General features: G+C 41.3%; 22 protein-coding genes and 1 other annotated feature. Of the genes, 8 read left to right on the top strand and 14 right to left on the bottom strand.

From position 1 onward, the window contains the following. Positions 1–462: 462 nt before the first annotated feature. Entirely contained in the window at positions 463–2,157 is a 1,695-nt protein-coding gene (gene ezrA, locus ACFPU1_RS08275) for a septation ring formation regulator EzrA (protein ID WP_385940052.1), read from the bottom strand. Between the two features lie 328 nt (positions 2,158–2,485). Here ezrA and hisJ point away from each other — a divergent pair, with 328 nt between their 5' ends. Further along, entirely contained in the window at positions 2,486–3,286 is an 801-nt protein-coding gene (gene hisJ, locus ACFPU1_RS08280; RefSeq protein WP_385940054.1) for a histidinol-phosphatase HisJ, read from the top strand. A gap of 9 nt (positions 3,287–3,295) precedes the next feature. Here hisJ and refZ read toward each other — a convergent pair whose 3' ends face one another. Continuing rightward, positions 3,296–3,934: a forespore capture DNA-binding protein RefZ gene (gene refZ / locus ACFPU1_RS08285; RefSeq protein WP_054635134.1), complete on the bottom strand. Its 639-nt coding sequence runs from the start codon at positions 3,932–3,934 to the stop codon at positions 3,296–3,298. A gap of 149 nt (positions 3,935–4,083) precedes the next feature. Between refZ and ACFPU1_RS08290 the strand changes: the two genes are divergently transcribed. Together ACFPU1_RS08290 and rpsD are read left to right on the top strand one after the other, a co-directional pair. After that, a complete protein-coding gene (locus ACFPU1_RS08290) occupies positions 4,084–4,563 on the top strand; it encodes a GAF domain-containing protein (RefSeq protein WP_385940056.1) in 480 nt (159 codons plus the stop codon). Positions 4,564–4,862: 299 nt separating this feature from the next. Beyond that, positions 4,863–5,465 (top strand): 30S ribosomal protein S4, encoded by a 603-nt coding sequence (gene rpsD / locus ACFPU1_RS08295; RefSeq protein WP_054635136.1) that lies wholly within the window; start codon positions 4,863–4,865, stop codon positions 5,463–5,465. Positions 5,466–5,595: 130 nt separating this feature from the next. Here the strand turns inward: rpsD and tyrS are convergent, their stop codons facing one another. Further along, positions 5,596–6,870: a tyrosine--tRNA ligase gene (gene tyrS, locus ACFPU1_RS08300; protein ID WP_385940059.1), complete on the bottom strand. Its 1,275-nt coding sequence runs from the start codon at positions 6,868–6,870 to the stop codon at positions 5,596–5,598. 262 nt (positions 6,871–7,132) lie between these two features. Continuing rightward, positions 7,133–7,354, bottom strand: a binding site (T-box leader). Between the two features lie 136 nt (positions 7,355–7,490). Here tyrS and ACFPU1_RS08305 point away from each other — a divergent pair. Then, on the top strand, positions 7,491–11,102 hold the full coding sequence (locus ACFPU1_RS08305; protein WP_385940061.1) for a transglycosylase domain-containing protein: 3,612 nt from the start codon (positions 7,491–7,493) through the stop codon (positions 11,100–11,102). Between the two features lie 484 nt (positions 11,103–11,586). On the opposite strand, the gene acsA is transcribed toward ACFPU1_RS08305, so the two are convergent. Further along, positions 11,587–13,305, bottom strand: coding sequence for an acetate--CoA ligase (gene acsA / locus ACFPU1_RS08310; protein WP_385940063.1), 1,719 nt, complete (start codon positions 13,303–13,305; stop codon positions 11,587–11,589). Positions 13,306–13,514: 209 nt separating this feature from the next. Here acsA and ACFPU1_RS08315 point away from each other — a divergent pair, with 209 nt between their 5' ends. Genes ACFPU1_RS08315 through ACFPU1_RS08325 form a run of 3 tightly spaced genes read left to right on the top strand, consistent with a single transcriptional unit; the run spans position 13,515 to position 16,000 of the window. Then, the gene (locus tag ACFPU1_RS08315) at positions 13,515–14,147 is read left to right on the top strand and encodes a GNAT family N-acetyltransferase (protein ID WP_385940065.1); all 633 of its coding nucleotides are present in this window, start codon (positions 13,515–13,517) and stop codon (positions 14,145–14,147) included. Between the two features lie 48 nt (positions 14,148–14,195). Further along, positions 14,196–14,840 (top strand): acetoin utilization AcuB family protein, encoded by a 645-nt coding sequence (locus ACFPU1_RS08320; RefSeq protein WP_054637648.1) that lies wholly within the window; start codon positions 14,196–14,198, stop codon positions 14,838–14,840. Further along, on the top strand, positions 14,837–16,000 hold the full coding sequence (locus tag ACFPU1_RS08325) for an acetoin utilization protein AcuC (RefSeq protein WP_054637649.1): 1,164 nt from the start codon (positions 14,837–14,839) through the stop codon (positions 15,998–16,000). Before ACFPU1_RS08320 ends, ACFPU1_RS08325 begins: the two co-directional genes overlap by 4 nt. Before the next feature lie 34 nt (positions 16,001–16,034). Here ACFPU1_RS08325 and ACFPU1_RS08330 read toward each other — a convergent pair whose 3' ends face one another. From ACFPU1_RS08330 to ACFPU1_RS08365, 8 genes are all read right to left on the bottom strand, one after another. Then, positions 16,035–16,739, bottom strand: a complete 705-nt coding sequence (locus tag ACFPU1_RS08330; protein ID WP_385940067.1) for a 5'-methylthioadenosine/adenosylhomocysteine nucleosidase — start codon at positions 16,737–16,739, stop codon at positions 16,035–16,037. Between the two features lie 290 nt (positions 16,740–17,029). Further along, positions 17,030–17,770 (bottom strand): flagellar motor protein MotS, encoded by a 741-nt coding sequence (motS, locus tag ACFPU1_RS08335; protein WP_385940069.1) that lies wholly within the window; start codon positions 17,768–17,770, stop codon positions 17,030–17,032. Continuing rightward, positions 17,760–18,572 (bottom strand): flagellar motor protein MotP, encoded by an 813-nt coding sequence (motP, locus tag ACFPU1_RS08340; protein ID WP_385940071.1) that lies wholly within the window; start codon positions 18,570–18,572, stop codon positions 17,760–17,762. Before motP ends, motS begins: the two co-directional genes overlap by 11 nt. A gap of 64 nt (positions 18,573–18,636) precedes the next feature. Beyond that, the gene (gene ccpA, locus ACFPU1_RS08345) at positions 18,637–19,635 is read right to left on the bottom strand and encodes a catabolite control protein A (RefSeq protein ID WP_054637652.1); all 999 of its coding nucleotides are present in this window, start codon (positions 19,633–19,635) and stop codon (positions 18,637–18,639) included. Positions 19,636–20,010: 375 nt separating this feature from the next. Next, positions 20,011–21,087, bottom strand: coding sequence for a bifunctional 3-deoxy-7-phosphoheptulonate synthase/chorismate mutase (locus tag ACFPU1_RS08350; RefSeq protein WP_054637654.1), 1,077 nt, complete (start codon positions 21,085–21,087; stop codon positions 20,011–20,013). 276 nt (positions 21,088–21,363) lie between these two features. Then, entirely contained in the window at positions 21,364–21,696 is a 333-nt protein-coding gene (gene ytxJ, locus ACFPU1_RS08355) for a bacillithiol system redox-active protein YtxJ (protein WP_385940074.1), read from the bottom strand. 19 nt (positions 21,697–21,715) lie between these two features. Next, on the bottom strand, positions 21,716–22,204 hold the full coding sequence (locus ACFPU1_RS08360; protein ID WP_054637656.1) for a YtxH domain-containing protein: 489 nt from the start codon (positions 22,202–22,204) through the stop codon (positions 21,716–21,718). Between the two features lie 6 nt (positions 22,205–22,210). Further along, a complete protein-coding gene (locus ACFPU1_RS08365; RefSeq protein ID WP_054637657.1) occupies positions 22,211–22,666 on the bottom strand; it encodes a DUF948 domain-containing protein in 456 nt (151 codons plus the stop codon). 239 nt (positions 22,667–22,905) lie between these two features. Here ACFPU1_RS08365 and ACFPU1_RS08370 point away from each other — a divergent pair, with 239 nt between their 5' ends. Continuing rightward, positions 22,906–24,024 carry an aminopeptidase gene (locus ACFPU1_RS08370; protein ID WP_385940077.1) on the top strand — a complete coding sequence of 373 codons (1,119 nt, stop codon included), beginning with the start codon at positions 22,906–22,908 and terminating at the stop codon, positions 24,022–24,024. Between the two features lie 206 nt (positions 24,025–24,230). On the opposite strand, the gene murC is transcribed toward ACFPU1_RS08370, so the two are convergent. Next, the gene (murC, locus tag ACFPU1_RS08375) at positions 24,231–25,526 is read right to left on the bottom strand and encodes a UDP-N-acetylmuramate--L-alanine ligase (protein WP_385940079.1); all 1,296 of its coding nucleotides are present in this window, start codon (positions 25,524–25,526) and stop codon (positions 24,231–24,233) included. A gap of 324 nt (positions 25,527–25,850) precedes the next feature. After that, positions 25,851–26,516: a hypothetical protein gene (locus ACFPU1_RS08380; protein WP_385940081.1), complete on the bottom strand. Its 666-nt coding sequence runs from the start codon at positions 26,514–26,516 to the stop codon at positions 25,851–25,853. Between the last annotated feature and the right edge of the window lie 33 nt (positions 26,517–26,549).

Genomic DNA, 26,549 nt, shown 5'->3' on the forward strand with positions numbered 1-26,549 from the left:
ATAATAGCATAATTCATCTTTATATTCGAGATGGTAAGTCTTTTTCCCGTCTTAAAGAAAAAAAGCGCTTCTGCGCTCTACAGGGACCGTTCTACAAGGTTTCTTTCAGCAGGGATTTATTGCACTACCCCTGTTTCAGCTCAAATAAGTATAATACTTCACATGATTTGACTTCATAAATAGAAAATAATTTTTATATCAACCTGGATTCACTTCAGGTAAAGCGGACCTCTCCAAACTGAAGAGCATTTTTCTGTTACTCCCGTTCTTCTATCCAGGTAAGCATTTCACCTATAGAAGCGCTGCACCATCAGGAGCCAAATCATCATGCATCCTTTAGGGAGATATTTCATAAGCAGCCCCATTGTTACATTTAGTATACCGCAAGAAACTACGAATAACACTGTATGTATTCTTCCCTTATTATTTTTCGTGAAAGAAATACAAAAAAAAGAGAAGGCTTTATGCCCTCTCCTTTGCTCGTTCCTTAACTTTTTCCAGCACTTGCGGCTCTTTGTTCTCTATCGCAGGCAATGCCAGGTTTACAGCTTCTTCATAAGCACCTTGACGAAACTTCTGTTCAGCATGCATTAAAGCTTCATCTACTTCAGGTGATTGTCGTCTGAAGCGATTACCGTATTGAATCAGTGACTCTGAGAGCTCTGCTTTCTCAATGGTTTCTCTTAAATAAGTTGAAGTCTTTTGAAGCTGCAAGCTTGCTTTTTCTACTTCCTCATATACTTTATTCATTTCTAACGGAAGATCCTGGAGACGCTTAGAAGCAAGAGACAACATCTCATCTGCCTTTTCCATTTCATCGACAAGAGACCCTGGAACGTATGGAAGCCTGCTCTTTTGAAGAGCCAGCTTTTCCTGAACCATTTGTTTACGAAGCTCCTTCAAATTATCAAGAGCTTTTAGCTCATCTTTTCTTAATGTATATAGCGTCTCTTTTGACGCACGTATCATTTTATCAATTTGGCTGAGGTCACTGCTTAAGTCTTTAAGCATATTCTTTAAGGATGTAAAGGACTGCTTTTTGTTCTCGAATAAATCCTTAAAGACACGCCATGATTTATCAGCTTGTTCAAACTCTTTTTTTACTTTTTGCTGACGATTAACCTCATCTTCAGGGATGCGGTAGCTTAGTTCTACCTTTCCTCGTTCATGGCCCAGCTCCTGCAGCTGGTATTGAAGTCTTTCCACGTCATTTTTAATGCTTAGGATCGTGGATTCAACATACTCTCTTGCATCTACTTCTTCCTCCAGGGACGTGTAGATTCCCTCAAGATTGCGATGAAGCTCCTCCAGCCGGTCTCTCACTTTCTGAAGCTCTAAGTTCTCTACATCTTTGACCAGCTTTGGAAGTTCTTCGCGATATGCCTGGATGTCCTTTTCAAAAGAAAAGTTATCAAGCTGGTATCCTTTTTCTCTCATATCCTCCATGCCAGCTTCAATATCCTTCAGCTCGGCTGGAAAATCCGATTCAATCTCGATTAAAAGCGAAGGAATTTCTTCCGATTGTTCTTTCATTAAAGAAAGCTCTTCTTTCACAGTGGTAAGGACTGTCCTGGCCTGAAGGTAATTCCCATCCAATGTCTCTTCTTCAAATTGGGAGAAGCCTTCTTCTACTTCCTTTAACTTCTTTTCAAAGTGATTACCTGCCTTGCCAAACGAACGCCAATGAAGAGAAATGTACTTTTTGACATCCTGGTATTTTTCCTTAACCTCGCCTATGTCTGAGCGGTTCTTCTCTTCACTATGTACTAGTTCATTTACATCTGTCATTATATTATCAATCTGGTTTTCAATTTCCTCAAGCTGCACCTCTACAGCCTTTATCAGCTCTTTTGATTTTTTGAAACGATACTTATTTGCCCATTCTTCAATATCAAAGAGAGCTTCCTCTATGTCCGGAAGATGGACATCAATGATATCATCCCAATCCTTTCGCCAGGATTCAAACTTTTCTTCTGTTTCTCCTGAAATCGTTAACCCCTTAACCCTGGATATTTCTTCAGCAACGGGACGATTTGTAACGTCTGATTTCCAGCGTTCTATTCGGTCTACTTCTTTATAAATATTTTTCCGTAAAACCGAACCGCTGATAATCACTACCGCAAAGATAACAGCAATGCTGATAACCACATATATCATATGACCTCACTCCAGTTTCCCCACACCAATAAGGTAGGTACAATCTCTTGATTGACTGACTTTTAACACTTATTATATTCCGAGCTGCTGTAAAGCAGTTTTACCTATCAAAACTCATTAAGTTGATTTTTTTCTACATAAAACGTCAAATTCCTTCTTCTTCTATAAAAAACTTGTGCAGAACAGAAACGTTCTTTATAAAAGATCATAGAAGAATACACTTATTATAATGATAACATGATAAGATTATTTTTGAAGTCATTTCCATGTAAACAAACGAAAAAATTCCCTTCGCCTGTATAGGGAAATAAAATGGGAGGTAAACGCTATGATTGTTGATCGTGACGGCCATGTTCACACACCATTTTGTCCCCATGGAACACTCGATCCCTTGGAGAAATATGTAGAAGAAGCGATAAAAGCTGGTCTGAAAACCATCACTTTTGCCGAGCATGCCCCCCTTCCTCTAAACTTTGAAGACCCTGTTCCCGAGAAAGACAGTGCAATGGAATTCCGTCAGCTGGATTCCTATTTCCAAGAGATCGAAAGAGTAAAAATGAAATATACATCTGACATCCTTATCAAGACAGGACTGGAAGTTGATTATATTGAGGGTTTTGAGAGTGAAGTCAAGGCTTTTTTAAATGAATTCGGCCCTCGTTTGGATGATGCTATTCTTTCCGTGCACTTTTTGAAAAAAAAACAGAAAAACGAATACATATGTCTTGACTACAGCCCTGATTCCTTTAAGGAATTAACTACTATATTTGAGAGCGTAGAAGGTGTAGCTGATAAATACTACGAAACCGTACTAAAGTCGATATACAGCGATCTTGGCGCTTACAAGCCTGGCCGAATCGGACACATGACTTTAGTACGCAAATTCCAGAAAAAGTTTACTGGCAACACAGCTCCTAAAGAACCTATCCTTGCTATATTGAATGCGATCCAGGATCAGGGGTATGAATTGGATTATAATGGGGCTGGGACAGCAAAGCCTTTATGCAGGGAGCCTTACCCCCCTTCCTGGGTTGCTGATGAAGCAATGAAGCGAAACATTCCCTTGATCTATGGATCGGATGCTCACCAGGCAAAAGAAATGATGCAGGGCAGCAGCCAGCTGCTCTGATCAGGGGCTCTATAAGGAAGCTGCTGAAGTTTCGATATCATGGATTAAATGATGATCGACCCAGTGAGACAATTCTTTCATATACACTTTCAGGAAATAAGATTCCTGGGGCTGCAAATGAAATACTTCTCTAATATACTGGGGATGGAGAAAGGGCATTGTCACCATTCCCCTGACATACATTACTGTCCAGTCTAAAGGAGCCCTGGCAAAGATCCCTTGCTTAATGCCATGTTGAATCACTAGTGAGTACATGTGCTTTTCTTTCATAAAATAGGTGCTCATAAGTTCTCTGACCAGCACGGAATCCAATGTCATTTCCCGAAGAACAAAGCGGGAACGGTGATGGTTTTTCTGCATGTATTCAAGAGAGCTTTCCATAATATTTAGCAATGTTCGCCTGGCCCCTAGCTCAGTAAGCCTTTCCGCTTCTTTTTCAAGGGTGTGCAAATACCCTTCAAGGTAATCGGTCATTAAATTTTCAAGGAGACCTTGTTTTCCTCCAAAGTAGTAAGAAATTAAGGAAACATTAATGTTTGCTTTCTCAGCAATTGCCCTCACAGAAGTGCCGTGAAATCCTTTGGTGTTAAAGAGAAAGGTAGCTGCATCCATCACTTTTCTTTTCGTCATTCCTTCTTTTTTACTCATGGAAGGTCCTCCCTTTCCAGCTCAGTTTCATAGAGTATATATTCTGTTTCTTACTTTTATTTCCTTTTGAAACTTCTCGACAGTTCTGCCTTCTTTTAGTCAGATTTCTCAATGAAAGGTATTAAAAAACTATTAAGCAGGTGAAAAAAATGTTTAAACCAGTACAATATAATGATTCTCTTAAAGACAGCTACACCACCTTAAACAAACAACTTGATGCTCTCCTGAGCGGAGAAAGGGACATGACTGCTAATTTAGCAAATGCTTCCGCTTTATTAAATCAATTTCTGGACCGGGTGAACTGGGCAGGCTTTTACCTTTATAAAGAAGGAGAACTTGTACTCGGCCCATTTCATGGTCTTCCTGCCTGTGTAAGAATTCCACTTGGAAAAGGTGTGTGCGGAACTGCTGCCGCTGAACGAAAGACTATTAGAGTAGATGACGTGCATGCTTTTCCAGGGCATATCGCCTGTGATGCTGCTTCACGTTCTGAAGTTGTTGTTCCACTGCTCAAAGAAGGAGAATTACTTGGAGTCTTAGATATCGACAGCCCGGAAAAAAACCGTTTTACAGAAGAAGAGACACTCTATCTAGAGGAGTTTGTGGACGTCCTGGTCCGTCACCTGTAGTCAGAATGAAGACAACGACCTTCCAGCCTTCTATAAAGATAGTTTTCCAGGGTGATTGACTTTCCTTCTTATTCATTATATAATCTCCCTTGTGTAAAAAAAGACAGCCTGGATAAACTTGATGTGTTAACCCTCATCATTTTGTTCCTCTTAACCCAGCGGCTGAAAACGGGTTGAGGTGTATCAGGTAACCTCTAGCTGTCGAGGCGAAGGTGCATGAAAACAAAATGAGCATGTCAGGAGATTATCATTGTTGTTCTTTTTTCCATAACTTTAAAATATAAAGGGGGAGTCTTTGTATGGCACGCTATACAGGACCATCTTGGAAAAAATCCCGCCGTCTTGGAATTTCTTTAAGCGGCACAGGAAAAGAATTAGAAAAACGCCCATATGCACCAGGTGAGCACGGACCTACTCAACGGAAAAAACTTTCTGAGTACGGCCAGCAGCTTCAAGAAAAGCAGAAGCTTCGTTTTATGTACGGCTTAAATGAGCGTCAATTCCGTCGCACATTTGATATTGCAGGCAAAATGAAAGGTGTTCATGGTGAAAACTTCATGATCCTTCTTGAGTCCCGTCTGGACAACCTTGTGTACCGTTTAGGACTTGCCCGCACTCGTCGTGCAGCGCGCCAGCTTGTTAACCATGGTCATATCACTGTTGATGGTGGACGTGTAGATATCCCATCTTACCGTGTTGCTCCAGGACAAGTTATCGGTGTTCGTGAAAAATCTCGCAACAACTCTGCTATTAAAGAAGCAGTAGAAGCTAACAACTTCGTTCCTGACTTTGTTACTTTTGACGAAGAGAAGCTTGAAGGCAGCTTTTCCCGCTACCCTGAGCGCTCTGAGCTTCCAGCTGAAATCACTGAAGCTCTTATCGTTGAGTTCTACTCTCGTTAATATCAAAAACCTGCCATTACGGCAGGTTTTTTCTTTTCAATTCAATAAAAAAATAGAAAAAGCCAGTATCTTCAGGATTACTGGCTCTTTTTTTCTTTATGAAGGAGCTGGTGAAACGGCCTCCTCTTTTTTAAGCATATTGTATTAAGAAGTATTTCTTCTTCCCTCTTCTAATAATTGTAAACGCTCCATCGATTTTGTCTTCCTGACTGATGGTCTTTTGCATATCCTGGCAGCGGTCACCATTAATGTAGACGGCTCCGTTTTTAATATCCTCTCTAGCTTGTCTTTTCGAGGAAGAAATTCCTGCTTCCACAAGAAGATCAATTAGTCCGTACCCTTCTTCTTCTGCCACAAAGGTAGGAACATCTTTAAAACCTTGCTTGATTTCATTAGCTGTTAAGGTTTTTAAATCCCCTCCGCCAAATAATGCTTGACTGATGTTTTGAGCCTGCTGTAATGCTTCCTCTCCGTGGACAAAGCGTGTGACTTCTTCGGCTAGCCTAATTTGGGCAGCGCGCTCCTCAGGACGTTCTGCTGCTTCTTTTTCTAAAGCAGACAATTCTTCCTCAGAAAGAAACGTAAAATAATTTAGGAACTTCAATACATCTCGATCATCAGTGTTAATTAAGAATTGATAAAACTCGTAAGGCGATGTTTTTTCAGGATCAAGCCAGATGGCGCCCCCTTCAGTCTTGCCGAATTTCGTACCATCAGCTTTGGTTACAAGGGGAATGGTAAATCCGAAAGCTTCGGCTCTTTCCTCTTCTTCCTGGCCTTTCATCTTTCTGATCAACTCAAGCCCTGCAGTGATATTGCCCCACTGATCACTTCCTCCGAGCTGAAGTTTACAGCCTTTTTCCTCATAGAGTCTGTAGAAGTCATATGATTGTAGTATTTGATAGCTGAACTCCGTAAAAGAAATACCTGTCTTAATTCTTGACTCTACTGATTCTTTTGCAAGCATATAATTAAGCCCAAAATGCTTACCGACATCACGCAGGAACTGAACTACGTTCATTTCACCGATCCAGTCATAGTTATTCACAAGCTCTGCTTTATCTCCGCCATCAAAGCTTAAATACTTTTCCAGCTGCCCTTTAATTCTGTCGCTGTAGGATTTAACTATCTCCTCTTCATTTAGGGTTCTTTCAGCGTTTTTCCCACTTGGATCTCCGATCAGGCCCGTTGCCCCGCCAACAAGAGCCAGCGGTTTATGACCTGCCAGCTGAAAGCGGCGCAGGGTAATAATTGTCAGCAAGTGTCCAATATGCAGACTGTCTCCTGTCGGGTCAAACCCACAGTAGAGCGTTACTTGCTCTTTCTTAAGCAGAGACTCAAGCCCCTCCCTGTCCGTTACCTGGTTTACAAGACCTCTGAATTCTAGTTCCTCTAAAATGTTCATCATCTTCTCTCCTTTAAAAAGTAAGATTATCGGGTATATTATCGGGTATAAGTATAGAAGGATACTTAGTTACAAAGTAGTACATATATCTTCTTCATATGCACAGTTAGCCTTATATGATACTTCTGCACAAACTCCCGTTTATGAGGATAAGGCTGCTGATTACTTTCCTAAGAAACGCCTTATTCGAAAGACGGACAGCGTGCTGTTAGTGCCATCACCTTTAAGAGAGCCAAGAATAATACAAAAAACTCGTCCCAAGACAAGGGACGAGTTGGCCGCGGTACCACCCTTTTTGAAAGCTGAAAGTTCCTGCTTTCCACTTCGTTTAGATATCGGGAACAATCCCGTCCTCTCCCCTGTCAATAAGGGCGAGGAAGCTCAAGAACGTATTTCGCAAAAAGATTTATGTACCAGCTTTCACCAGTCGCCGGCTCTCTGTAACAGGGAAATCTATGCTACTTCAATCTGTCATCACTTCAATATTTTTATGTAGATAATCCTTTTGTACCAAATCTCTAAATGATTGTCAAACTGGTTGTAAAGCCTACTTTCACTTCATGTAGGAATGTATGGTCTATGCTATAATACGATTGATGTTTTTTGGGGGGAATACAAGAATGAAAAGTTTTTTTGAGAGGTTAAATGCAAAAACCGATGAATGGAAAGACCTTCCTATCGTCAGAGGACTGAATATAACATCTTATGTTGTTTGGAATCTTATTTTAATTCTTTTTGTCCTTTTACTTATGGGAACGTTTTTTATTGGGGGAGCAGGTGCCGGGTATTTTGTTTCCCTGGTTGAAGACGAGCCAGCTCGCTCCTTTGACGAAATGGAAGAAGAGCTCTATGACTATGAAGAAACGAGTGAAATTTATTTCGCCGACGAGGTTTACTTAGGAGAAATTAGTTCTGATTTGGAAAGGCGAGATATAGAAGTTGACGAAGTATCTGATAATCTGGTGAATGCTATAATCGCCACAGAAGATGAATATTTTTTCGAACATGATGGTATCGTACCGAAAGCAATCATGCGAGCGACTTTCCAGGAAATCACAGGAGCAGCCAATCAAACAGGAGGAAGTACGTTAACACAGCAAATCGTAAAAAACCAAATGCTTAGCAATGAAGTTTCCTTTGACCGCAAGGCGAGAGAAATAATGCTGGCGATGAGAATGGAAGAATTCTTTGAAAAGGAAGACATTCTTGAAGCATACTTAAACATCGTGCCTTTCGGCCGAAACTCTAACGGACAAAATATTGCGGGCGTACAAGCAGCTGCAGAAGGAATTTTCGGTGTAGACGCTGCTGAACTAAATATTCCACAAGCAGCCTTTATAGCAGGTCTGCCCCAAAACCCTTTTGGATATACCCCGTTTACATCAACAGGTGAAGTGAAAGACAGCTTTGATGCCGGTCTTAACCGCATGCAGACAGTCTTAAACAGAATGAAAGCCAGCGGCTATATTACAGAAGAGGAATACGAGGAAGCACAGGCATATGACATTGAAGAAAGCCTGGCTGACCCTCGCCCGAGAACATTCGATGAATATCCTTACTTAACTAATGAAGCACAGCGCCGTGCTATCCAAATTATAAGAGAACAATTGATTGAAGAAGACGGCGTGGATTTAGAAGGAATGGACGAAGAAGAACGACAGGAAACAATATTATCCTACCATGAGGATGCTCGAGTGAAACTTGCTAACGGCGGGTACCAAGTGCATACCACTGTAAACAAGGATATTTATGACAACATGCAGGAAGCTGTGGATAATGTTGAATGGTTTGGCCCGGACAGGCAAGGAGAAGATGGTGAAGTGGAACCAGAGGAAGTCGGAGCTGTAATGATCGATAATCGTACAGGCGCTATTATCAGTTTTGTCGGAGGGCGCGATCACTCAAGAGAAAGCATGAATCATGCCACCCAAGGGTTTAGACAAAACGGTTCCACCATGAAGCCCCTTTTAGCATATGGACCAGCTATGGACCGGGGAGAACTTCAGCCTGGAACCATTGTGCCTGACGTACCCAGCACCTATAGTACTGGTGATGAGATCACAAACTTCAACAGCGATGAATACGAAGGATTTATCCCTGTTCGTGAATCACTGGTTCGTTCTCAAAATATCCCTGCTGTAAAAGCATTGCAACGTGTAGAGCATGAAGATGCCCGGGAAGACTTGATCAATATGGGATTTACAAATCTAGACGAGAATGATCCGTACGAGTCAGGCGCTATCGGTGGTTTAACCAACGGTGCGACCGTGGAGCAGAACACGGCTGCTTACAGCTTATTTGCTAACGACGGACAATATAACGATTCGTATATTATCGACCGAATTGAAACCCATGACGGCGAAGTTATATATGAGCATGAACCGGAACCTAGAGAAGTGTTTTCTGCCCAAACTGCTTATCTTATGCTGGACATTTTACGAGACGTGCTGGGCACAGAGGAAGGAACAGCCACTTCCCTTCCGGACATGTTAGACTTTGAAGGTGACTGGGCTGGAAAAACAGGAACGACAAATGAAATCCATGATGCCTGGTTTGTTGGCTTTAACCCTAATGTGACCTTTGGTGTGTGGCTGGGCTATGATATTCCCCAATCCCTTGCTGAAAGACATAACGGCAGAGGCTATAGCTGGAGAACCCAACGGATATGGGCAGACTTCATGAACGCTGCCTATGAAGGTGATCCAGAAGCATTGGGAATAGAAGATACTTTTGAACAGCCAGATGGTGTGGTAAGTCAGGAGATTTGCGGGATATCAGGCATGCTGCCTTCCGATCTGTGTGAGGAAGCAGACCTGGTAACAGAAGATTTATTTAATGAAGAATTTCTCCCGACTGAAGAAGATGACAGTTTAAGTGAAGTAGAGTACGTAACGATTGATGGCACTCCATACCGTGCCCTTGATGATACGCCATCTGAGTTTACTGACAACGGCATTGCTGTTAAAGAAGAATATTTTGATATTGATGAAGATGAGGATATTAGTGATTATTTACCTGACAACTGGGATAACGTCATTCCAGACGTGGAAGCGCCTGATAATGGACGGACTCCTTCCTCTGTATCAAATATTTCTATCAACGGCGGAGAGCTCACCTGGTCCCAGCATTCTGATAACGACATTGTAGGCTACCGCATCTATCAGGCCTCTTCAGATAGCGGATCTTTTTCACCAGTCGGGGTTTCTAAAGGAAATACAAACACCTCGTACAATTTAGGCTCTGGTACTAGTGCTTATTATGTCACCGCTGTAGATTCTGCGGGAAGAGAGTCCTCTTCCTCTTCTACTACAGTTGGAGAAGGATCAGGAAGCAGCGGCTCTTCAGAGGAGGACGACGCTGAAGATAACGGCTCTAATGGCAATAATGATGATGAAGAGAATAACTCTTCAGAAGAAGAAAACGATAATAATACCGAAGAAGCAGACGAAACAGGCGACTCCTCAGAGTCTGAGGAAAACAATGAAGAAGAATCAAATACAAACGAAGGAGAAGAAGACACAAGCAACTCTTCAAATAATGAAGAAGATTCCTCCGCCGCTGCTGACAGCGGCCAGGAGGATAACTCATCGGAAAATCCTACAAGTGAAGCCAGTGACACCAGCTCTGACAGCAGTGATGAAGAAAGCTCCTCATCAGAACCAAGCGAGGAGAATCAGGACTCCGATACAAATAGCAACGGTACGGAAGAGTCAAGTGACTCCAGTTCGAACAACAATGAAGAAGAGCCCTCACCATCCGAAACGAATGAAGAAGAAGAGGCTTCTTCCGATTCCTCTGATAACGGTGCAGAAGAGTCAGATGACACCAGCTCGAACAACAATGAAGAAGAAGCCTCATCCTCCGATACGAATGGAGAAGAAGAGGCTTCTTCCGATTCCTCTGATAACAGTGCAGAAGAGTCAAGTGACTCCAGCTCGAACAACAATGAAGAAGAAGCCTCATCCTCCGATACGAATGGAGAAGAAGAGGCTTCTTCCAATTCCGCTGATAACGGTGCAGAAGAGTCAAGTGACTCCAGCTCGAACAACAATGAAGAAGAAGCCTCATCCTCCGATACGAATGGAGAAGAGGCTTCTTCCAATTCCGCTGATAACGGTGCAGAAGAGTCAGATGACGAAGACACTGACAATGATGAAAATCAAGCGGATACCAATGCTGAAGATCAGGAAAATAGTGAAGAAGGTTCAGAATCGGATGATGAAGACAACTAACTATATTGTAGAAAAGAGACTAGGACAAACATGTCTCACCTAAGGGAATAAGGCTCCATTATCGTCTTTTGATAATTGGAGCTTTATTTATGGATTCAAAACTGTTTGATTACCCGACTGGAGGGTGTACTTTCTCAAGTTCAACGGTATCAGGGAGCACCCCTATGTCGTTTTTCACTTTTTCCTTGCCTCTCATTGACTTCCTGGGGACATGCAAATTATCCTTCAGAAATTTGGAGACCGGCTCAGCTCCACGTCTATCTTACGCTTCCCGTATATCTCGCCTGTGGTTAGCCAAATCCTTGCCCGCGAGACACCGTGAATGCGAATGAAATGAAGCTGAACGGATGTCACACTTGTACCTATAGGTGCAAGCGAGTGTATTTTTAACAATCAACCAACAGAATTATAATATAAGTAAGGGCCCTCACCGACGGTGAAGGCCCTTCTATTTAGCTGAGTTTTGTTCCCAGCCGCTTTCCCATTAATCTTCCATTGTAGATAAATCACCTGTTGGTAAATCAAGTTCCCAAGCTTTCAATACGCGGCGCATGATCTTCCCACTGCGTGTTTTAGGAAGCTTATCTCGGAATTCAATCTCCCTAGGCGCAGCATGAGCAGCTAACCCTTTTTTCACAAAGGTACGGATTTCTTCTTTTAAATCTTCTGTAACTTCATAGCCGTCTCTTAATGCTACAAATGCTTTAATAATTTCTCCCCGGACAGGATCAGGCTTGCCAATAACACCTGCTTCAGCAACTGCTGGATGTTCCACAAGTTTACTTTCTACTTCAAACGGACCAACTCGCTCTCCAGCTGTCATTATGACGTCGTCAATACGACCCTGGAACCAAAAGTATCCGTCTTCATCCATGTAAGCAGAATCCCCGGAGACATACCATCCATCAATCTCAAAGTAACTATTATACTTCTCTTCATTATTCCAGATCGTTCTCATCATGGATGGCCATCCTTTTTCAATTGCAAGGTTCCCCATCCGGTTTGGCGGCAACTCATTCCCCTGGTCATCAATGATTGCAGCCTTCACACCTGGAATAGGCTTGCCCATGGATCCAGGCTTAATTGTCATGCTAGGATAGTTGCAAATCATTTGAGCCCCAGTTTCAGTCATCCACCATGTATCATGAATCCGAAGGTTAAAGACTTTTTCACCCCAGCGAACTACTTCCGGATTTAATGGCTCCCCTACACTTAAGATGTGACGAAGAGAAGATAAGTCATACTCTTTCATCAGTTCATCACCTGCACTCATAAGCATACGGAATGCTGTAGGAGCACTATACCAGACTGTCACCTTGTATTTTTCTAACGTGGAATACCAATCCTGCGGGCTAAAGCGGCCTCCTCTTACGACGTTAGTAGCACCTACGAGCCAAGGTCCAAAAATACCGTAGGATGTTCCTGTTACCCAGCCAGGATCCGCTGTGCACCAGTACACGTCGTCTTCTTTAAGATCAAGAACCCATTTAGCTGTCTGGTAATGTTGAAGCATTGCATTGTGTACATGAAGTACACCTTTTGGTTTACCGGTAGATCCGGAAGTATAGTGAAGGATTAGTCCATCCTCACGATCAACCCATTCAACTTCAAATTCGCCGCTTGCCTTGTCAAGACGAGCACTATAATCTAAGTAAGGACCTTCTTCTTTTACATTATCCCCTTGGATAAATACTGTATTTAAATTTGGAAGATCATCAACTGGAACACGTTCAAGCAAATCTGGAGTAGTAACCAGCGCTTTGGCGTCACTGTCTTCTAGTCTGTCCCGGACAGCACCTTCCATAAATGCTTCGAACAATGGGCCGACAATTGCCCCTAGCTTTATAGCACCTAGGACCGCAAAGTAAAGTTCCGGAGAACGAGGCATAAAGATGAACAAGCGATCACCTTTTGTGATACCTGCTTCCTTAAAAATGTTTGCAGCCTTATTTGTCATTTCTTTCATTTCGGAGAAAGTATACTTTTCATCTCTATTAGCATCGCTATAGTATAAAGCGACCTGATCTTTTTTATCAGGAGAGTCAGCATAGCGATCGATGGCTTCATGGGCCAAGTTAACCTTTCCTGTATCGCTCCAGGAGAAATTTTTCTCTGCTTCTGACCAATCAAAGTTCTTAGCCGCTTCTTCGTAACTTTTAAGATTGAATTTTCCATCCTTTGGTGGAAGCGTTTGCACGTTCATATACCATCTTCCTCTCTTTTGAAGTTCTCTCTTCATAAGTAGTATAATATATTATGAATTTTTCTTCAATTTTAAATTCAAAGATAAGTGGAATTTTGTCAAAATTGTGTATCTTGTAACCGAATTTCGGTAAAATGTAACCATAGAAAATCTAGTCATGTATAATTGTGATAGTTCACATCTTACCAATCATAAAAGGTGGTACTTCCATGATCCATAAGAAAAGATACTATTCAAATGAGGTGAATTTCCAAGATCGAACCATTTTACTTGAAGGACCGATTTCTGGAAAAAAACTTAATGAATACGAATTTCACGAAGGGTTAATAGCCTTTCGAAAGCCTGAAGAACAAAAGAAAGCACTGATTGGAATTGCTGACCTTCCTGAAGGCCGGATTAATGTAGCTGTAGATGGAAACACAGTCATAGGATATGTGACGTTCGTTTATCCAGATCCTATGGAACGCTGGTCGAATGCGAAAATGGATAATTTGTTAGAATTAGGCGCCATAGAAGTGGCTGATGGCTACAGAGGAGCGAAGCTGGGCACAGGCCTGCTTGAACTGTCCATGCTTGATGATGCAATGGAAGATTATATTGTTATTACAACTGAATATTATTGGCACTGGGACTTAAAAGGCAGTGGGCTCTCAGTTTGGGAATACCGAAAAGTAATGGAAAAAATGATGAATGCCGGGGGACTTGAATGGATGGCTACCGATGACCCGGAAATCAGCTCCCATCCTGCAAACTGCCTGATGGTCAGAATCGGGAGCAGAGTTAAAACCGAAGACATTCAAGAGTTTGATGCTGTACGGTTTACAAACAGGTTTATGTATTAATTATTCAACCTATTATGGATCTGAAAGCGCTTTAAAGAGGTGATGACTATGTTGGTAGAAGAAATTATGAAGAAAGATGCTGTTACTCTTGGTAAAGATGCAACAATTGAAGAGGCTATGCTTCTTCTTGAGAAGCATAGAATACGCCACATTCCAATTTTAGAAGAAGATAATACGATTGCAGGGATTGTTTCGGATCGAGATGTTCGGGATGCCAGTCCTTCTATATTCCATACGAATGAACATTTAGAAGACTATCAGAAGCCAGTCTCAACTATTATGAAATACCCGGTTATTACTGCTCATCCTCTTGATTTTGTGGAAGAAGTAGCATCGGTTTTGTACGAACACCAGATCAATTGCCTCCCGATTGCAGAAGACGATAAATTTTTAGGGCTTATTACTGGTACTGACATTCTGCATACTTTGGTTGAATTAACAGGGGCTCACCAGCCAAGCTCTCAAATAGAGGTTAAGGTTCCAAATATATCTGGCCAACTTGCAGAAATTGCTAATATTTTAAGAGAAAACAACGTAAATGTCACCAGTGTCCTTGTATACCCACACAAGGATGTAAGCTATAAGATTATTACTGTACGCGTACAGACAATGGATCCAAGGGGGGTTATCAAGGCTATTAAGTCCAAAGGATTTGAAATATACTGGCCTATCCAACCGGAGCCTGGCTTATGATGCACGAAGCTTTGTTTGTATACTCAGAAGATCAGCTCACTTATAAATTCAGCGAAGACCATCCCTTTAACCATGTTCGTTTAAATTTAACATTTGATTTATTAAAAGAGCTTGGTGCCATTCAGAAAAGCGAAATTGTCCCCCCTAGAATGGCCACAGATGAAGAAATTGGTCTTATCCATGATAAAGGCTACATGGATGCTGTCAAAGCAGCAGGGAAAGGTGAGCTCAGTCTCGGAATAGCTAATAATTACGGAATTGGAACAGACGACACCCCTATATTTAAAAATATGCATGAAGCAGCAGCTTTACTTGTGGGAGGCACATTAACTGCCGTTGACTTAGTTATGGAAGGTAAGTCTTTACATGCGTTAAATCTCGGCGGAGGCCTCCACCACGGATTCAGGGGAAAAGCATCGGGATTTTGTATTTATAATGACAGCTCTATAGCAATTGAATATATGCGTAAAAAATATGGGGCAAGAGTTCTTTATGTAGATACAGATGCTCATCACGGAGATGGAGTTCAGTGGGCGTTTTATGAGGAATCAGATGTATGTACTCTTTCCATCCATGAAACAGGAAGATACCTTTTTCCTGGTACGGGAAGTGTGAACGAAAAAGGGCAAGGACAAGGGTTTGGATTTTCCATTAATGTTCCCGTGGATGCGTTTACAGAAGATGAATCCTTTCTTGAAGTATATGAAACCTCTTTTCGAGAAGTCATTGAATTCTTTAAGCCTGATGTCATTCTCACCCAAAACGGAGCAGATGCTCATTACCTTGACCCTTTGACACACTTGTCATCAACTATTCGTATTTTCAAGGAAATACCAAGGATCGCTCATAAGCTGGCCCATGAATACTGTGAAGGACGATGGATTGCTGTTGGAGGCGGTGGCTACGATATTTGGCGTGTTGTTCCCAGAGCCTGGTCTATGATTTGGCTTGAAATGATTAATTCCCTTCATACAGCTGAAGGATCTCTTCCTGAAAGCTGGATTCAAAAATGGAAGGAAAAGTCTCCAGTCCCCCTCCCGGTCAAGTGGGAAGACCCTATGAATATGTACGCACCTATCCCGCGAAAAAGTGAAATCACAGAAAAAAACCATAAAAACCTGGAGAAGGCTCTTTATCATATTCGAAATGAAAAAAAGTAGGAATACAGGACGTAGCCCTGAAAACATTCGGGGGCTACGTCTCTTGCCTTTCAGACAGCATCCCTTTAATAATGCTGACTGCACGAGCTGACGCTCTCTTTGTAAATTCAGCAAAATTCATCGTAGCTTCTCCGTCTGCTTTATCACTCATGGATCTGATAATTAAGAAAGGCACCTCATTTACAACAGCCGCATGAGCTACTGCAGCTCCCTCCATTTCTACGCATTTCCCGTCAAAAGTCAAAAATAGATCCTCAACTTCCTTCTTGTCCGCAATAAACTGGTCCCCGCTCAGTATTTTGCCGGTATACACCTCCACGTCTGACAAATGTTTTCCAGCAGCTAATGCTTGATTAATCAGCATTTCATCAGCTTTAAATACCGATTCCCTTGAAAACATTGGAACTTCTCCCCGGCTGAATCCTAAGGCGGTAGCATCCAGGTCATGCTGCTGGCAGGATGATGAGATTACTATATCCTCTATATTTAATTTTGGATCTAAAGCACCAGCTACTCCAGTAAAGACAATTACGTTTACTTGGAAATGGTCGATGAGTAATTGAGCGGTTAGCGCCCCATTCACCTTTCCGACACCTGATTTGCATAATACGATATCTCTTCCGTTAAGGGTTCCTTTGTAAAACATTACATGAGCAATTTGTCGGGTTACCTCTATATTCATTTCTTTTTTAAGCTCGGCTACTTCTTCATCCATAGCTCCGATAATGCCCCAGTTCATTTTTTCACTCTCCTGCTCTTTATTACGTGATGTTACATATTATAAACAAAAATTATTTGAATAAAAGGCTCTGTTAAAGGTCAAGAATGATGATTATAAGTCATTTGATTGTAATCAAGCGCGAGACAACTTCGAAAACATTATATGCCTAAAATCACACAGGGTTGTTTTCCCGAGGAAGCTAAGGGCATACCCGAGTGCCTTTGATGTAAGGGAGCGTCTGTTAAAGAAATTCTACAACAACATGTAACAAAGCCTAACAAAAAAATCCTGGAGTTTTCCCAGGACTTTTACTCTTCATATGAGGGATCTGAGATAATGATAACCACCCGCCTGTTTTCCTGTAAATTCTCAGGCGTATCGTTTGGTGCTACCGGCCTTGTGTCTCCATACCCGATCGCTAAAAAACGTTCATCATCCAATTCATTCTCTTGAAGAATATGACGAATAACGCTGCTTGCTCTCGCCCCGGATAATTCCCAATTTGAAGGGTAACGATAGGTTGAAATCGGACGGTTGTCCGTATGTCCTTCCACAGTCACTTCGTTAGGAAGAGAGGTTAGTAACGTACCTACTTTTTTTAGGAAAGGTGCAGCATCTTCAATGATGTCAGCTTCTCCTGTTTCAAACAACAATCTTTCCTGTAAAGTAAGAACCACTCCTCTTTCCTCTTGCCTTGCGGTAATCACTTCATCTAAATCATTGTCTCCTAAGTATTGTTCAACCTCTTCTAACAAAGACTCCAAATTATACCCTTCAGCTTCTTCGTCTTCAACGCCTTCGATTTTTTCTTCACTTTCAGTTGCTGAGGACTCGTCAAGCTGGTCATTTAAATCAATGATAGATGACTGATGATCGAGTATATCATTTTGCTGGAAGGATTCCGCCAGGCTTCTGAATTTTTGTGCATCTACTACCGACATAGAGAACAGCATCACGAAGAAAACAAGAACTAGCAAAATCATATCCGAGAAAGTAGTCATCCACCTGGGAGACCCTTTTTCCTCTTCTTCTTGTCTCCTACGCCTCATTTACAAGTTCCTCCCCTTCATTCACAGTTTCTTCCTTTTTCTTATCATAGTGAACGAAGGCACTAAGCTTTTCCTCAAGTATTTTGGGATTTTGGCCTGATTGAATGCCGATGATTCCTTCAATAACGATCTGTTTGGCAAAAATTTCATCCTCTGATTTCTGGGCGAGCTTGCTTGCCATAGGCAAAAAAACCAGATTAGCAAGGATTGTTCCATATAAAGTAGTAATGAGTGCAAGAGCCATATTTGGCCCCAGGCTTGCCGGGTCTTCCAGCTGCTGAAGCATAAGCACCAAACCGACCAGCGTACCGATCATACCCCAGGCAGGGGCATACTCCCCTGCTTTAAGAAATATAAGCCTTCCCTTTCTATGGCGCTCTTCCATAGCAATAATTTCGGCGGTCATAATATCTTTTATTACTTCGGGCTCAAGTCCATCAACAGACAGCATAACTCCCTTTCGGATAAAAGGGTCCTCCACGTCTTCAGAGCTTGCTTCCAAAGCAAGGAGACCCTCTCTTCTTGCAACTGTTGACAGGTGTGTAAATGTATTTATTAATTCTCTAAGATTTTGAGGATCATGACGGAATACCTCTCTCATCACTCTTGGCAGCGCCTTGATATCCTGTATCGAAAAATTAATGAGTAAAGCCGCGAACAATCCACCAATCACAATCAGGAAAGCAGCTAACTGTATAAAAAAAACTACAGATCCGATTCCCGCATTTGTAAATATGGCAAATAAAATTGTTGTAATCCCCAAAAGTATCCCTATCGGGGTTAAAAGATCAAGTTTTTTCATAAACTTCTCCCTGTCTGGAACACAATGATTAAAGGGTAAATTACAACAAGTGTTCCATGAATGCTTATTTTGTAGACTGTCGATATTCGATACGATGGGGAAGAACCACAATCTGGTCGTCTACTTCTTCTTTATTCATGAATTTAGTCAGGAGTCTCATAGAAACAGCACCGATATCATACATAGGCTGCACTACAGTTGTTAACGTTGGCCTAACCATTGTTGCTAAACGTGTGTTATCAAAGCCCACTACTTCTACATCTTCAGGAACTTTTATCCCCTCATCCTGAAAACCGTGGATAACGCCTAATGCCATTTCATCCGTTGCTGCAAATACAGCGGTAGGAGGGTTTTCCTGCTTGTTTAATGATTTTGCTGCATCCATTCCTGCGTGATAAGAATAATCTCCGATAGCTACTAATGTTTCATCAAATTCAATTTCTGCGTTTTCATGAGCTTTTCTGTATCCGCTGAATTTCTGGTAACCGTTGACTGGATCTTCTAAAGATCCTGACACCATGCCGACTCTTTGATGACCCTTTTCAATTAAAGCAGTTACCGCATCAAAGGCCGCTTGCTGATAATCAATATTTACAGAAGGGATTTCTCCTTTTTCATCAAGAGTTGCAGCTAAAACAACTGGAACAGGAGACAGTTTGAATTGTTCCGCATGCTCATCAGTAATTTCTCCACCCATAAATAAGATACCATCCACTTGTTTTTCCAGAAGAGTATTAATGAGATGAATTTCTTTATCTTTATTTTGGTCGGAGTTACAAAGAATAATATTATACTTATACATCGTGGCGATATCTTCTATCCCTCTAGCCAGTTCTGCAAAAAAGATACTGGAGATGTCTGGGATAATCACGCCAACTGTTGTTGTTTTTTTACTGGCAAGCCCACGTGCCACCGCGTTGGGCCGGTAGCCAAGCCGCTCAATGGCATCTAACACTTTCTTTCTCGTTGCAGGTTTAACATTGGGATTGCCATTTACGACTCTAGATACCGTGGCCATGGATACTCCTGCTTCGTGTGCTACATCATAAATGGTTGTATTCACTAGAAATCCTCCTCTTTTTTCCTTAAAAGCACTTACTCACGTAGTGTTATCATATTATAACTTAAGGAGGTTCCGCAATTCCTTCCCCCGTTATATCGGTAAGTTTTATTATTTTTACAGAGTTTTTTTCAAAAAATCACTTTCTGCTGTTTTAATCTGTCTCTCTTTTGAGACATTCGTTATATTATCATTTTCTCTGAGGTCTTGAGGTGTTTGCCTCAAACGAAGGTAACGGAGTGTGATGAAGTGAGCTGAAAACGTCAGGCTCCCTCCTTAACGCAGAGGAATGCTTGTCCCTTTCCCTTGCTGTCACCTGTTCCTTATCAAAAAAAGGGCGTCCCCAAAAGCCAGACTTTTGGGACGCCCTTCATACCTTTATCCTTTATATAATCCTTGTTCACGAAGGTCTTTGACAAACTTATCAAAGGTTGGAATATCCATTTGCTGAGCGGAGTCGGAAAGAGCAACCGCAGGGTCAGGATGAACCTCAGCCATAACCGCATCTGCCCCAATGGCCAGAGCTGCTTTTGCTGTTGGAAGCAACAAATCGCGGCGTCCGGTGGAGTGAGTTACATCGACCACAACAGGCAAGTGAGTTTCCTGTTTAAGAATTGGTACTGCAGAAATATCTAACGTATTTCTTGTTGCTTTTTCGTATGTGCGGATTCCTCTTTCACAAAGGATAATTTGTTCATTTCCATTGGCAATGATATATTCTGCTGCTTTAATGAATTCATCAATTGTTGCAGAAAGACCTCTTTTTAAGAGAACCGGTTTATTTACATTACCCACTTCTTTTAAAAGCTCGAAGCTGTGCATGTTTCTTGCGCCAATTTGGATAACATCTACGTACTTTACAGCCATTTCTACGTGTGCTGGGCTGACTACCTCACTAATAACAACCATATCAAGCTCATCTGCTACCTGACGCAGGATCTGGTATCCTTCTTCTCCAAGCCCCTGGAAATCGTAAGGAGAAGTACGAGGTTTAAACGCGCCCCCACGCAGCAATGTTAACCCTTGCTCTTTCATTGCTTTTGCTACAGCATATACTTGATCATAGCTCTCAACCGAACAAGGTCCCATGATTAAACGCTGCTGCCCGTTTCCTAATGTTTCACCTTTTAGGTCTATAATTGTATTTTCAGGATGCTTTTTCCTGGAAACAAGCAGAGCTTTTTGGTTGTCATCTTCTTGAAGCTCAAGGCTTGCTTTAAATATTTGTTTAAATAGATGTTGAAGAGTTGAAGTCTCAAAAGGTCCTTCATTATTTTCAGCAATAAGATCCAACATCTTTCTTTCCCGAACCGGGTCAAAACGTTTCTGTCCAGATCTGCTTTTCACTTCCCCTATTTCTTGTGCTAGTTTTGCTCTTTCATTAATTAAATCAAGTAATTTTAAGTTAACGTCATCTAGTTGTTCCCTTAAATTGTCCAATCGTTCGTTACTCATTCTCTACTCCACTCCCTTTTTTTCTGCGGTATGCCTTTTTGGTGTTAGGGATTATTATAAACGATGAAGCGGACCATGTCATCCTTTTTTTCTTTATTAATTAAACGCTTTTAAGCGATAAAGCATTTTATCCCATTACGTAGCTCCTCAAACGACAAAAAACACTATACAATGATCAGCCAGAGTGAACCGTTTATTCTTATCTTAGGTGCATCAAAAAAAGCATTCCATCACTGAACAGGTAGTCACTCAGTAAGGAATGCTTTTTTATGACTCTTATGCCTCTTCCCATTTTTGATCTAACATTTGAGATGTCACTCTCCAATGAGAATCATGCCATACTACATTGTTTCTTCGAATGATCAAGGCCTGTGGAGATTCATGCTTCACATCAAAGGTTTCAGCTATATAGTCAGATAAAGGGCGTGCATCTTGAACATTGAGATAAAAAAAACGGCTCTCAGGATGGTCTTTTGTGAACGCTTCTAATTCCTTAAATGCTGCCTCACTTATAGAACACGTAACGCTATTCTTAAAGATAAGCACCTTCTCCTCATTCGATAAGGCGTTATCAAATTCTTCGACCTCATTCAGCTTGACTAAGCTCATGCTTGTCTCTCCCTGTCTGTTAGTAACGGTTAGGTTCTTCTTTGTTTTCTTCTGTACCCTTTAAGCTTTGCTCAGCTTCTTCTTCAATGGATTGTTGAATATCTTTTACTTCGCTTTGGACTGTTTGGTCAATTTCTTCTCCGGATTCTTTCATGTCGTTTGCAAGATCTTGAGCAAGTTCTTCAGCTGTTTTTTGTGTATCTTCAGCTTCTTTTTTCAACGTTCCGGCAGCCTCTTTTACTCTTCCGTAAATCTGGTTAGACTGGTCGGTAACTGTTTGGGCAATATTGTTTGATTTTTCTTTGGCATAGCTTGCCCACTCATTTCCTTTTTGGTAAGCGTTATTTGCATAGTTACTTGTTCTTTCTTTAGCAGACTGCGCTCCATCTGTTAGATCTGTACGCAATTCCTTGCCTGCCTTTGGAGCTGTCAACAAAGCCGCGGAAGCTCCTACAATTCCACCTATTAATGTTCCAATAAGAAAATCCTTAGTATTAATTTCTGCCATGATAAGTTACCCCCTTGGTTTTGTTTCTTTCAGCTGTTTTTCTAAGTCTTTCTGCCTTTTTTTATCCTTCCATTTTGCATATAAATCGATTGCTGCATTTCCCCATTGTACAACCTTGGCTACTTCCTCAGAACGCTGCTGGGATTGTTGTGAAACGGTATTGGAAACATCCTTGAAGGAACGGTTCATGGTCTGCAAGGAATCTCCAACATCCTTCAAAGAAACAAATAAACTATTTAATGAGTCAGATTTATACTGCACATCATCAGCTATTTTATTTGTTTTTTCCATCAGATGTTCTGTTTCAGTTGTAATCCCCTTGATCTGTTTTTCAAAATTGTCTAGTGTATTAGCTACACGATCAATGGTACTATTCGCTGCTTTAAGTGTTTTAATAACATACACAACAAGCGCTGCAAAGGCAAGTGCAACAATAAGAGCACTTATGTAAACTAGTTCCATGACTGATAGCACCTCCTACTCAAACATTTACCACAATTATTACTTTTCAAAACCCAAGTTGTCTAGAAATACAGCTTCTCAAAAGGAAGGTTAAAAATCAATTCTACAATAACATTCTAAATCCTGTTAAAAGTCACAATTATTTTTTACAGTATTAAAAGGTATCGACTTTCTTGTTATTTGGTAAAATAATCTTGTCTGCTTAGTAACGAAAGATCCATTTCAGGGGGGATAAAATTATGCACGACCCACGTATTCAGCAATTAGCTAAAAATCTTATTCAGCATTCCGTTCGTCTGCAAAAGGGAGAAAAGCTGCTCATTGAAAATTTCGGTCTTCAGCCTCCCCTCGTTAAAGCTCTTGTAAAAGAAGCATACTCGGTTGGCGGGCAGCCTTTTGTAACGCTTAAGGACTATACAATAGACCGCGCTCTGCTCATGGAAGGAACAGAGGCGCAGTATGAATTGATGGCCGATTTTGAAGCAGCAGTGATGGAAAAGATGGATGCCTATATTGGTCTTAGAGCTGGAGATAATATTGCCGAATTGTCAGATATCCCGGCCGATAAGATGTCTCTGCAGGGAAGAACGATTCAAACCAAAGTACATAGACATATTCGAGTGCCACAAACTAAATGGTGTGTTCTTCGCTACCCTACTTCATCTATGGCGCAGCTTGCGAACATGAGCACAGAAGGATTTGAAGATTTCTACTTTGATGTCTGTAACCTTGACTATCAGAAGATGGACCAGGCAATGGATGCACTTGTCTCGTTAATGAATAAAACAGACACTGTAAGAATTACCGGCCCAGGAACCAACCTGTCATTTTCTATTAAGGATATTCCTGCTATTAAATGTGCTGGAGAATTTAATATTCCTGATGGAGAAGTCTTTACAGCACCAGTCAAACATTCCGTGAACGGTGTCATCACCTATAATACTCCTTCTCCTTATCAAGGCAAAACATTTGAAAATATCAGCTTTACGTTTAAGGAAGGAAAGATCACAGAAGCCAGTGCTAATGATACTGCACGCCTGAATGAAATCCTTAACACAGATGATGGGGCCCGCTATATCGGGGAGTTTGCTATAGGAGTTAACCCCTATATCCAGCATCCGATGAAAGATATATTATTTGACGAAAAGATTGATGGAAGCTTTCATTTTACACCTGGCCAATGTTACGACGAAGCTCCAAATGGCAACGACTCGGCTATTCACTGGGATATTGTTGCCATTCAACGAAGCGATTATGGAGGAGGGGAAATCTATTTCGACGACAAACTCATTCGCAAAGACGGACGGTTTGTCCTTCCGGAACTGGAGCAGCTAAACCCAGAAAACTTAAAAAGATAGCTTTTTTTCCGGTAATAAGGGAAATGAAAAGCTTTTGTAAAAGAAATAGAGTTCATCTGTAAGCATTTCCTCGCGCGTTCACCTTGCTCTTTGAAAGAGCGAATAAAGCTGATGGCATCCTGCCTTCTATTGACGGCCATCTAATCGTTCATAAAACAAACAAAAAAGAAGGCCGGCTATTATTTTTGAGCCTGCCTTCTTTGACGTTATAAAACTTCTTCATAAGCCTTTTGAAACTTTTGGATGTCTCCAGCTCCCATAAACAAGACCACTCCATCTTCATGCTGTTTCAGCTGATCAATTGTTTCTTCAGTAATTAGCTTGGAGTTAGGAATCTTTTCCTGCAAATCTTCAATGGTGAGCTTCCCATTTTGTTCCCGAGCAGAACTGAAAATATCACACAAATACACAGAATCTGCAACCTTTAAGCTTTCAGCAAACTCATCCAAAAACCTGCTGGTCCTGGTATAAGTATGAGGTTGGAACACTGCAACTACTTCTCTCTCTGGATACTTTTGCTGGCCTGCTTCCAGTGTAGCTTTAATTTCTGTCGGATGATGGGCATAATCATCTATTAAGATTTGATGTCCTACTTCCTTCTCTGTAAAACGCCGTTTTACTCCTGGAAAGGTTGCAAGCCTTTCTTTGAGTACTTGGGCCGGGACTTCTTCATAGTGACACAAGGCAATAACAGCCAAGGCGTTTAAGACATTATGATTGCCAAATCCAGGGATCGTGAAGGTGCCAAATCTGTCTCCGCGGATAAGAACATCAAAAGTGGTCCCTTCTTCACCTGTTCGGATGTTCTCTGCATTAAAATCGTGCTTTCCTTCAATACCATAAAACACAATAGGTACATTTGCATTTAAAGCCTGCAGGTGATCATCATCTCCACAGGCGATAATCGCTTTGTTCACTTGGCGTGCCATTTCCTGAAAAGCGCTTACCACGTCATCCACATCTTCAAAATAATCAGGGTGATCAAAATCTATATTGGTCATGATAGCGTAATCCGGCTCATAATTAAGAAAGTGCCTTCTATATTCACATGCTTCAAATACAAAAAAGTTACTGTTCTCTTCACCTTTGCCTGTTCCATCACCAATAAGATAGGATGTTGGCTTATACTCTTCTAATACATGAGCAAGCAAACCTGTTGTAGACGTTTTCCCGTGAGATCCGGTCACAGCTACAGAAGTGAAATTCTTGATGAATTGACCTAAAAAAGTAGGATAAAGATGTACCGGAATGTTTAACTCCTCTGCTTTCTGTACCTCTTCATGATCACTTCCATAAGCAGGAGAGGCAATTAACGTCTGGCCTTCCTTGATGTTGTCACTGCTGAATTCATAAATTGGTATCCCTTTGTTTTCTAATGGAACCTGCGTAAAAAAGCGTTTAGGCACATCTGATCCCTGTACGTTTTCTTTCATATCGTAAAGGATTTGAGCTAAAGCGCTCATCCCGGAGCCTTTAATCCCTATAAAGTGATAATTAGTCATAATACTGGACCTCCATCTTCAATCCTGCTCTTTAAAAGTACAGGAAAGTACACTGCTGTTGAGTAAATATCTCCTGTATGTAAGTGAACCTTTACTATTATAGCAAAAACTGAGCTCTTAACAAATGAGGGATATCCCCTGTCTTTAGTCATAGTTAATGCAAAACTGCTCTTCCTTTACCCTTATATTTCTAATTATATTCATTTAATTACGCTACGTGATTTTTTGCATAAAAAGACCTCAGGGCTCTCTGCCCGAGAGGTCTTTCAAAGAATGAAAAGCCGGGTCAAAATTGATAATCACAACTTTCTGCTTTGAATTGGATTACCCTTTCATGTAAGCGAGGTAAGAAACTCCACCTTCTTTCAAGAAACGAAGCCATTGGAGACTCTCATGTAACCCGTGCTGCTCTTTCATCTGTTGAATCACAAAAGCTTGTTTGTCTTTTTTAATAGGAACAGGAGGAGCAATTAATGTGTCCCGGAAACCACAACGAATATACCTGAGAAGACTGTACTCTCCCTCCTGTAAATCGCCTAATGGAAGCCAGTAGTCCAAGGAATAGACTGTTAATTTGACCCCTGTTACTGGGTCTATTCCCTTTACAAATCCTCTTTCTCTTTCTTGAACAGTCGTTTGAAAAGGCTGGATCGCCGAAGTCATAATAAGGCCGGATAGCTCCAACATCTTTTTGGTCATATATCCTTGGTTTTTTCGGACGAATAAATCGAACATTCTGGAACCTATGACTGTAACATAATCAAATGCGAACCAATGTTCAAATTGAAGAAGCCAGGACGTCTCATTCAATTTATCAGGGTGCATGTCAGTCTTTTCTTTAAAAATGTGTTTGGCACGAACTTTTTCTCGCAGATTCGTATTTTTCTCGAGCCAGGAAAAATAGCTTTCATATAATTCATGTAAGGCCTGATCAGCTTCTGTTTGTTTTTGGTCCCGGTACGCTTTGAAATTTGAAACATCCTGCTGCATATATTCCGAGACCTCCTTCACACCAATAACATC

This window comes from Thalassorhabdus alkalitolerans (assembly GCF_042656525.1).
In the GTDB taxonomy this organism is placed as follows: domain Bacteria; phylum Bacillota; class Bacilli; order Bacillales; family Marinococcaceae; genus Thalassorhabdus; species Thalassorhabdus alkalitolerans.

Excerpts from the sequence above, each read along its gene's own strand:
- ACFPU1_RS08350 (WP_054637654.1), bottom strand. The coding sequence starts at position 21,087 with ATGAGTAACGAACGATTGGACAATTTAAGGGAACAACTAGATGACGTT.
- ACFPU1_RS08315 (WP_385940065.1), top strand. The coding sequence starts at position 13,515 with ATGATCCATAAGAAAAGATACTATTCAAATGAGGTGAATTTCCAAGAT.
- tyrS (WP_385940059.1), bottom strand. The coding sequence starts at position 6,870 with ATGAACATTTTAGAGGAACTAGAATTCAGAGGTCTTGTAAACCAGGTA.
- ACFPU1_RS08380 (WP_385940081.1), bottom strand. The coding sequence starts at position 26,516 with ATGCAGCAGGATGTTTCAAATTTCAAAGCGTACCGGGACCAAAAACAA.
- ACFPU1_RS08325 (WP_054637649.1), top strand. The coding sequence starts at position 14,837 with ATGATGCACGAAGCTTTGTTTGTATACTCAGAAGATCAGCTCACTTAT.
- motP (WP_385940071.1), bottom strand. The coding sequence starts at position 18,572 with ATGAAAAAACTTGATCTTTTAACCCCGATAGGGATACTTTTGGGGATT.
- ACFPU1_RS08365 (WP_054637657.1), bottom strand. The coding sequence starts at position 22,666 with ATGGAACTAGTTTACATAAGTGCTCTTATTGTTGCACTTGCCTTTGCA.
- ACFPU1_RS08360 (WP_054637656.1), bottom strand. The coding sequence starts at position 22,204 with ATGGCAGAAATTAATACTAAGGATTTTCTTATTGGAACATTAATAGGT.
- ACFPU1_RS08330 (WP_385940067.1), bottom strand. The coding sequence starts at position 16,739 with ATGAACTGGGGCATTATCGGAGCTATGGATGAAGAAGTAGCCGAGCTT.
- ACFPU1_RS08370 (WP_385940077.1), top strand. The coding sequence starts at position 22,906 with ATGCACGACCCACGTATTCAGCAATTAGCTAAAAATCTTATTCAGCAT.
- motS (WP_385940069.1), bottom strand. The coding sequence starts at position 17,770 with ATGAGGCGTAGGAGACAAGAAGAAGAGGAAAAAGGGTCTCCCAGGTGG.
- ACFPU1_RS08305 (WP_385940061.1), top strand. The coding sequence starts at position 7,491 with ATGAAAAGTTTTTTTGAGAGGTTAAATGCAAAAACCGATGAATGGAAA.
- murC (WP_385940079.1), bottom strand. The coding sequence starts at position 25,526 with ATGACTAATTATCACTTTATAGGGATTAAAGGCTCCGGGATGAGCGCT.
- rpsD (WP_054635136.1), top strand. The coding sequence starts at position 4,863 with ATGGCACGCTATACAGGACCATCTTGGAAAAAATCCCGCCGTCTTGGA.
- ezrA (WP_385940052.1), bottom strand. The coding sequence starts at position 2,157 with ATGATATATGTGGTTATCAGCATTGCTGTTATCTTTGCGGTAGTGATT.
- ACFPU1_RS08290 (WP_385940056.1), top strand. The coding sequence starts at position 4,084 with ATGTTTAAACCAGTACAATATAATGATTCTCTTAAAGACAGCTACACC.
- ytxJ (WP_385940074.1), bottom strand. The coding sequence starts at position 21,696 with ATGAGCTTAGTCAAGCTGAATGAGGTCGAAGAATTTGATAACGCCTTA.
- refZ (WP_054635134.1), bottom strand. The coding sequence starts at position 3,934 with ATGAGTAAAAAAGAAGGAATGACGAAAAGAAAAGTGATGGATGCAGCT.
- hisJ (WP_385940054.1), top strand. The coding sequence starts at position 2,486 with ATGATTGTTGATCGTGACGGCCATGTTCACACACCATTTTGTCCCCAT.
- ACFPU1_RS08320 (WP_054637648.1), top strand. The coding sequence starts at position 14,196 with ATGTTGGTAGAAGAAATTATGAAGAAAGATGCTGTTACTCTTGGTAAA.
- acsA (WP_385940063.1), bottom strand. The coding sequence starts at position 13,305 with ATGAACGTGCAAACGCTTCCACCAAAGGATGGAAAATTCAATCTTAAA.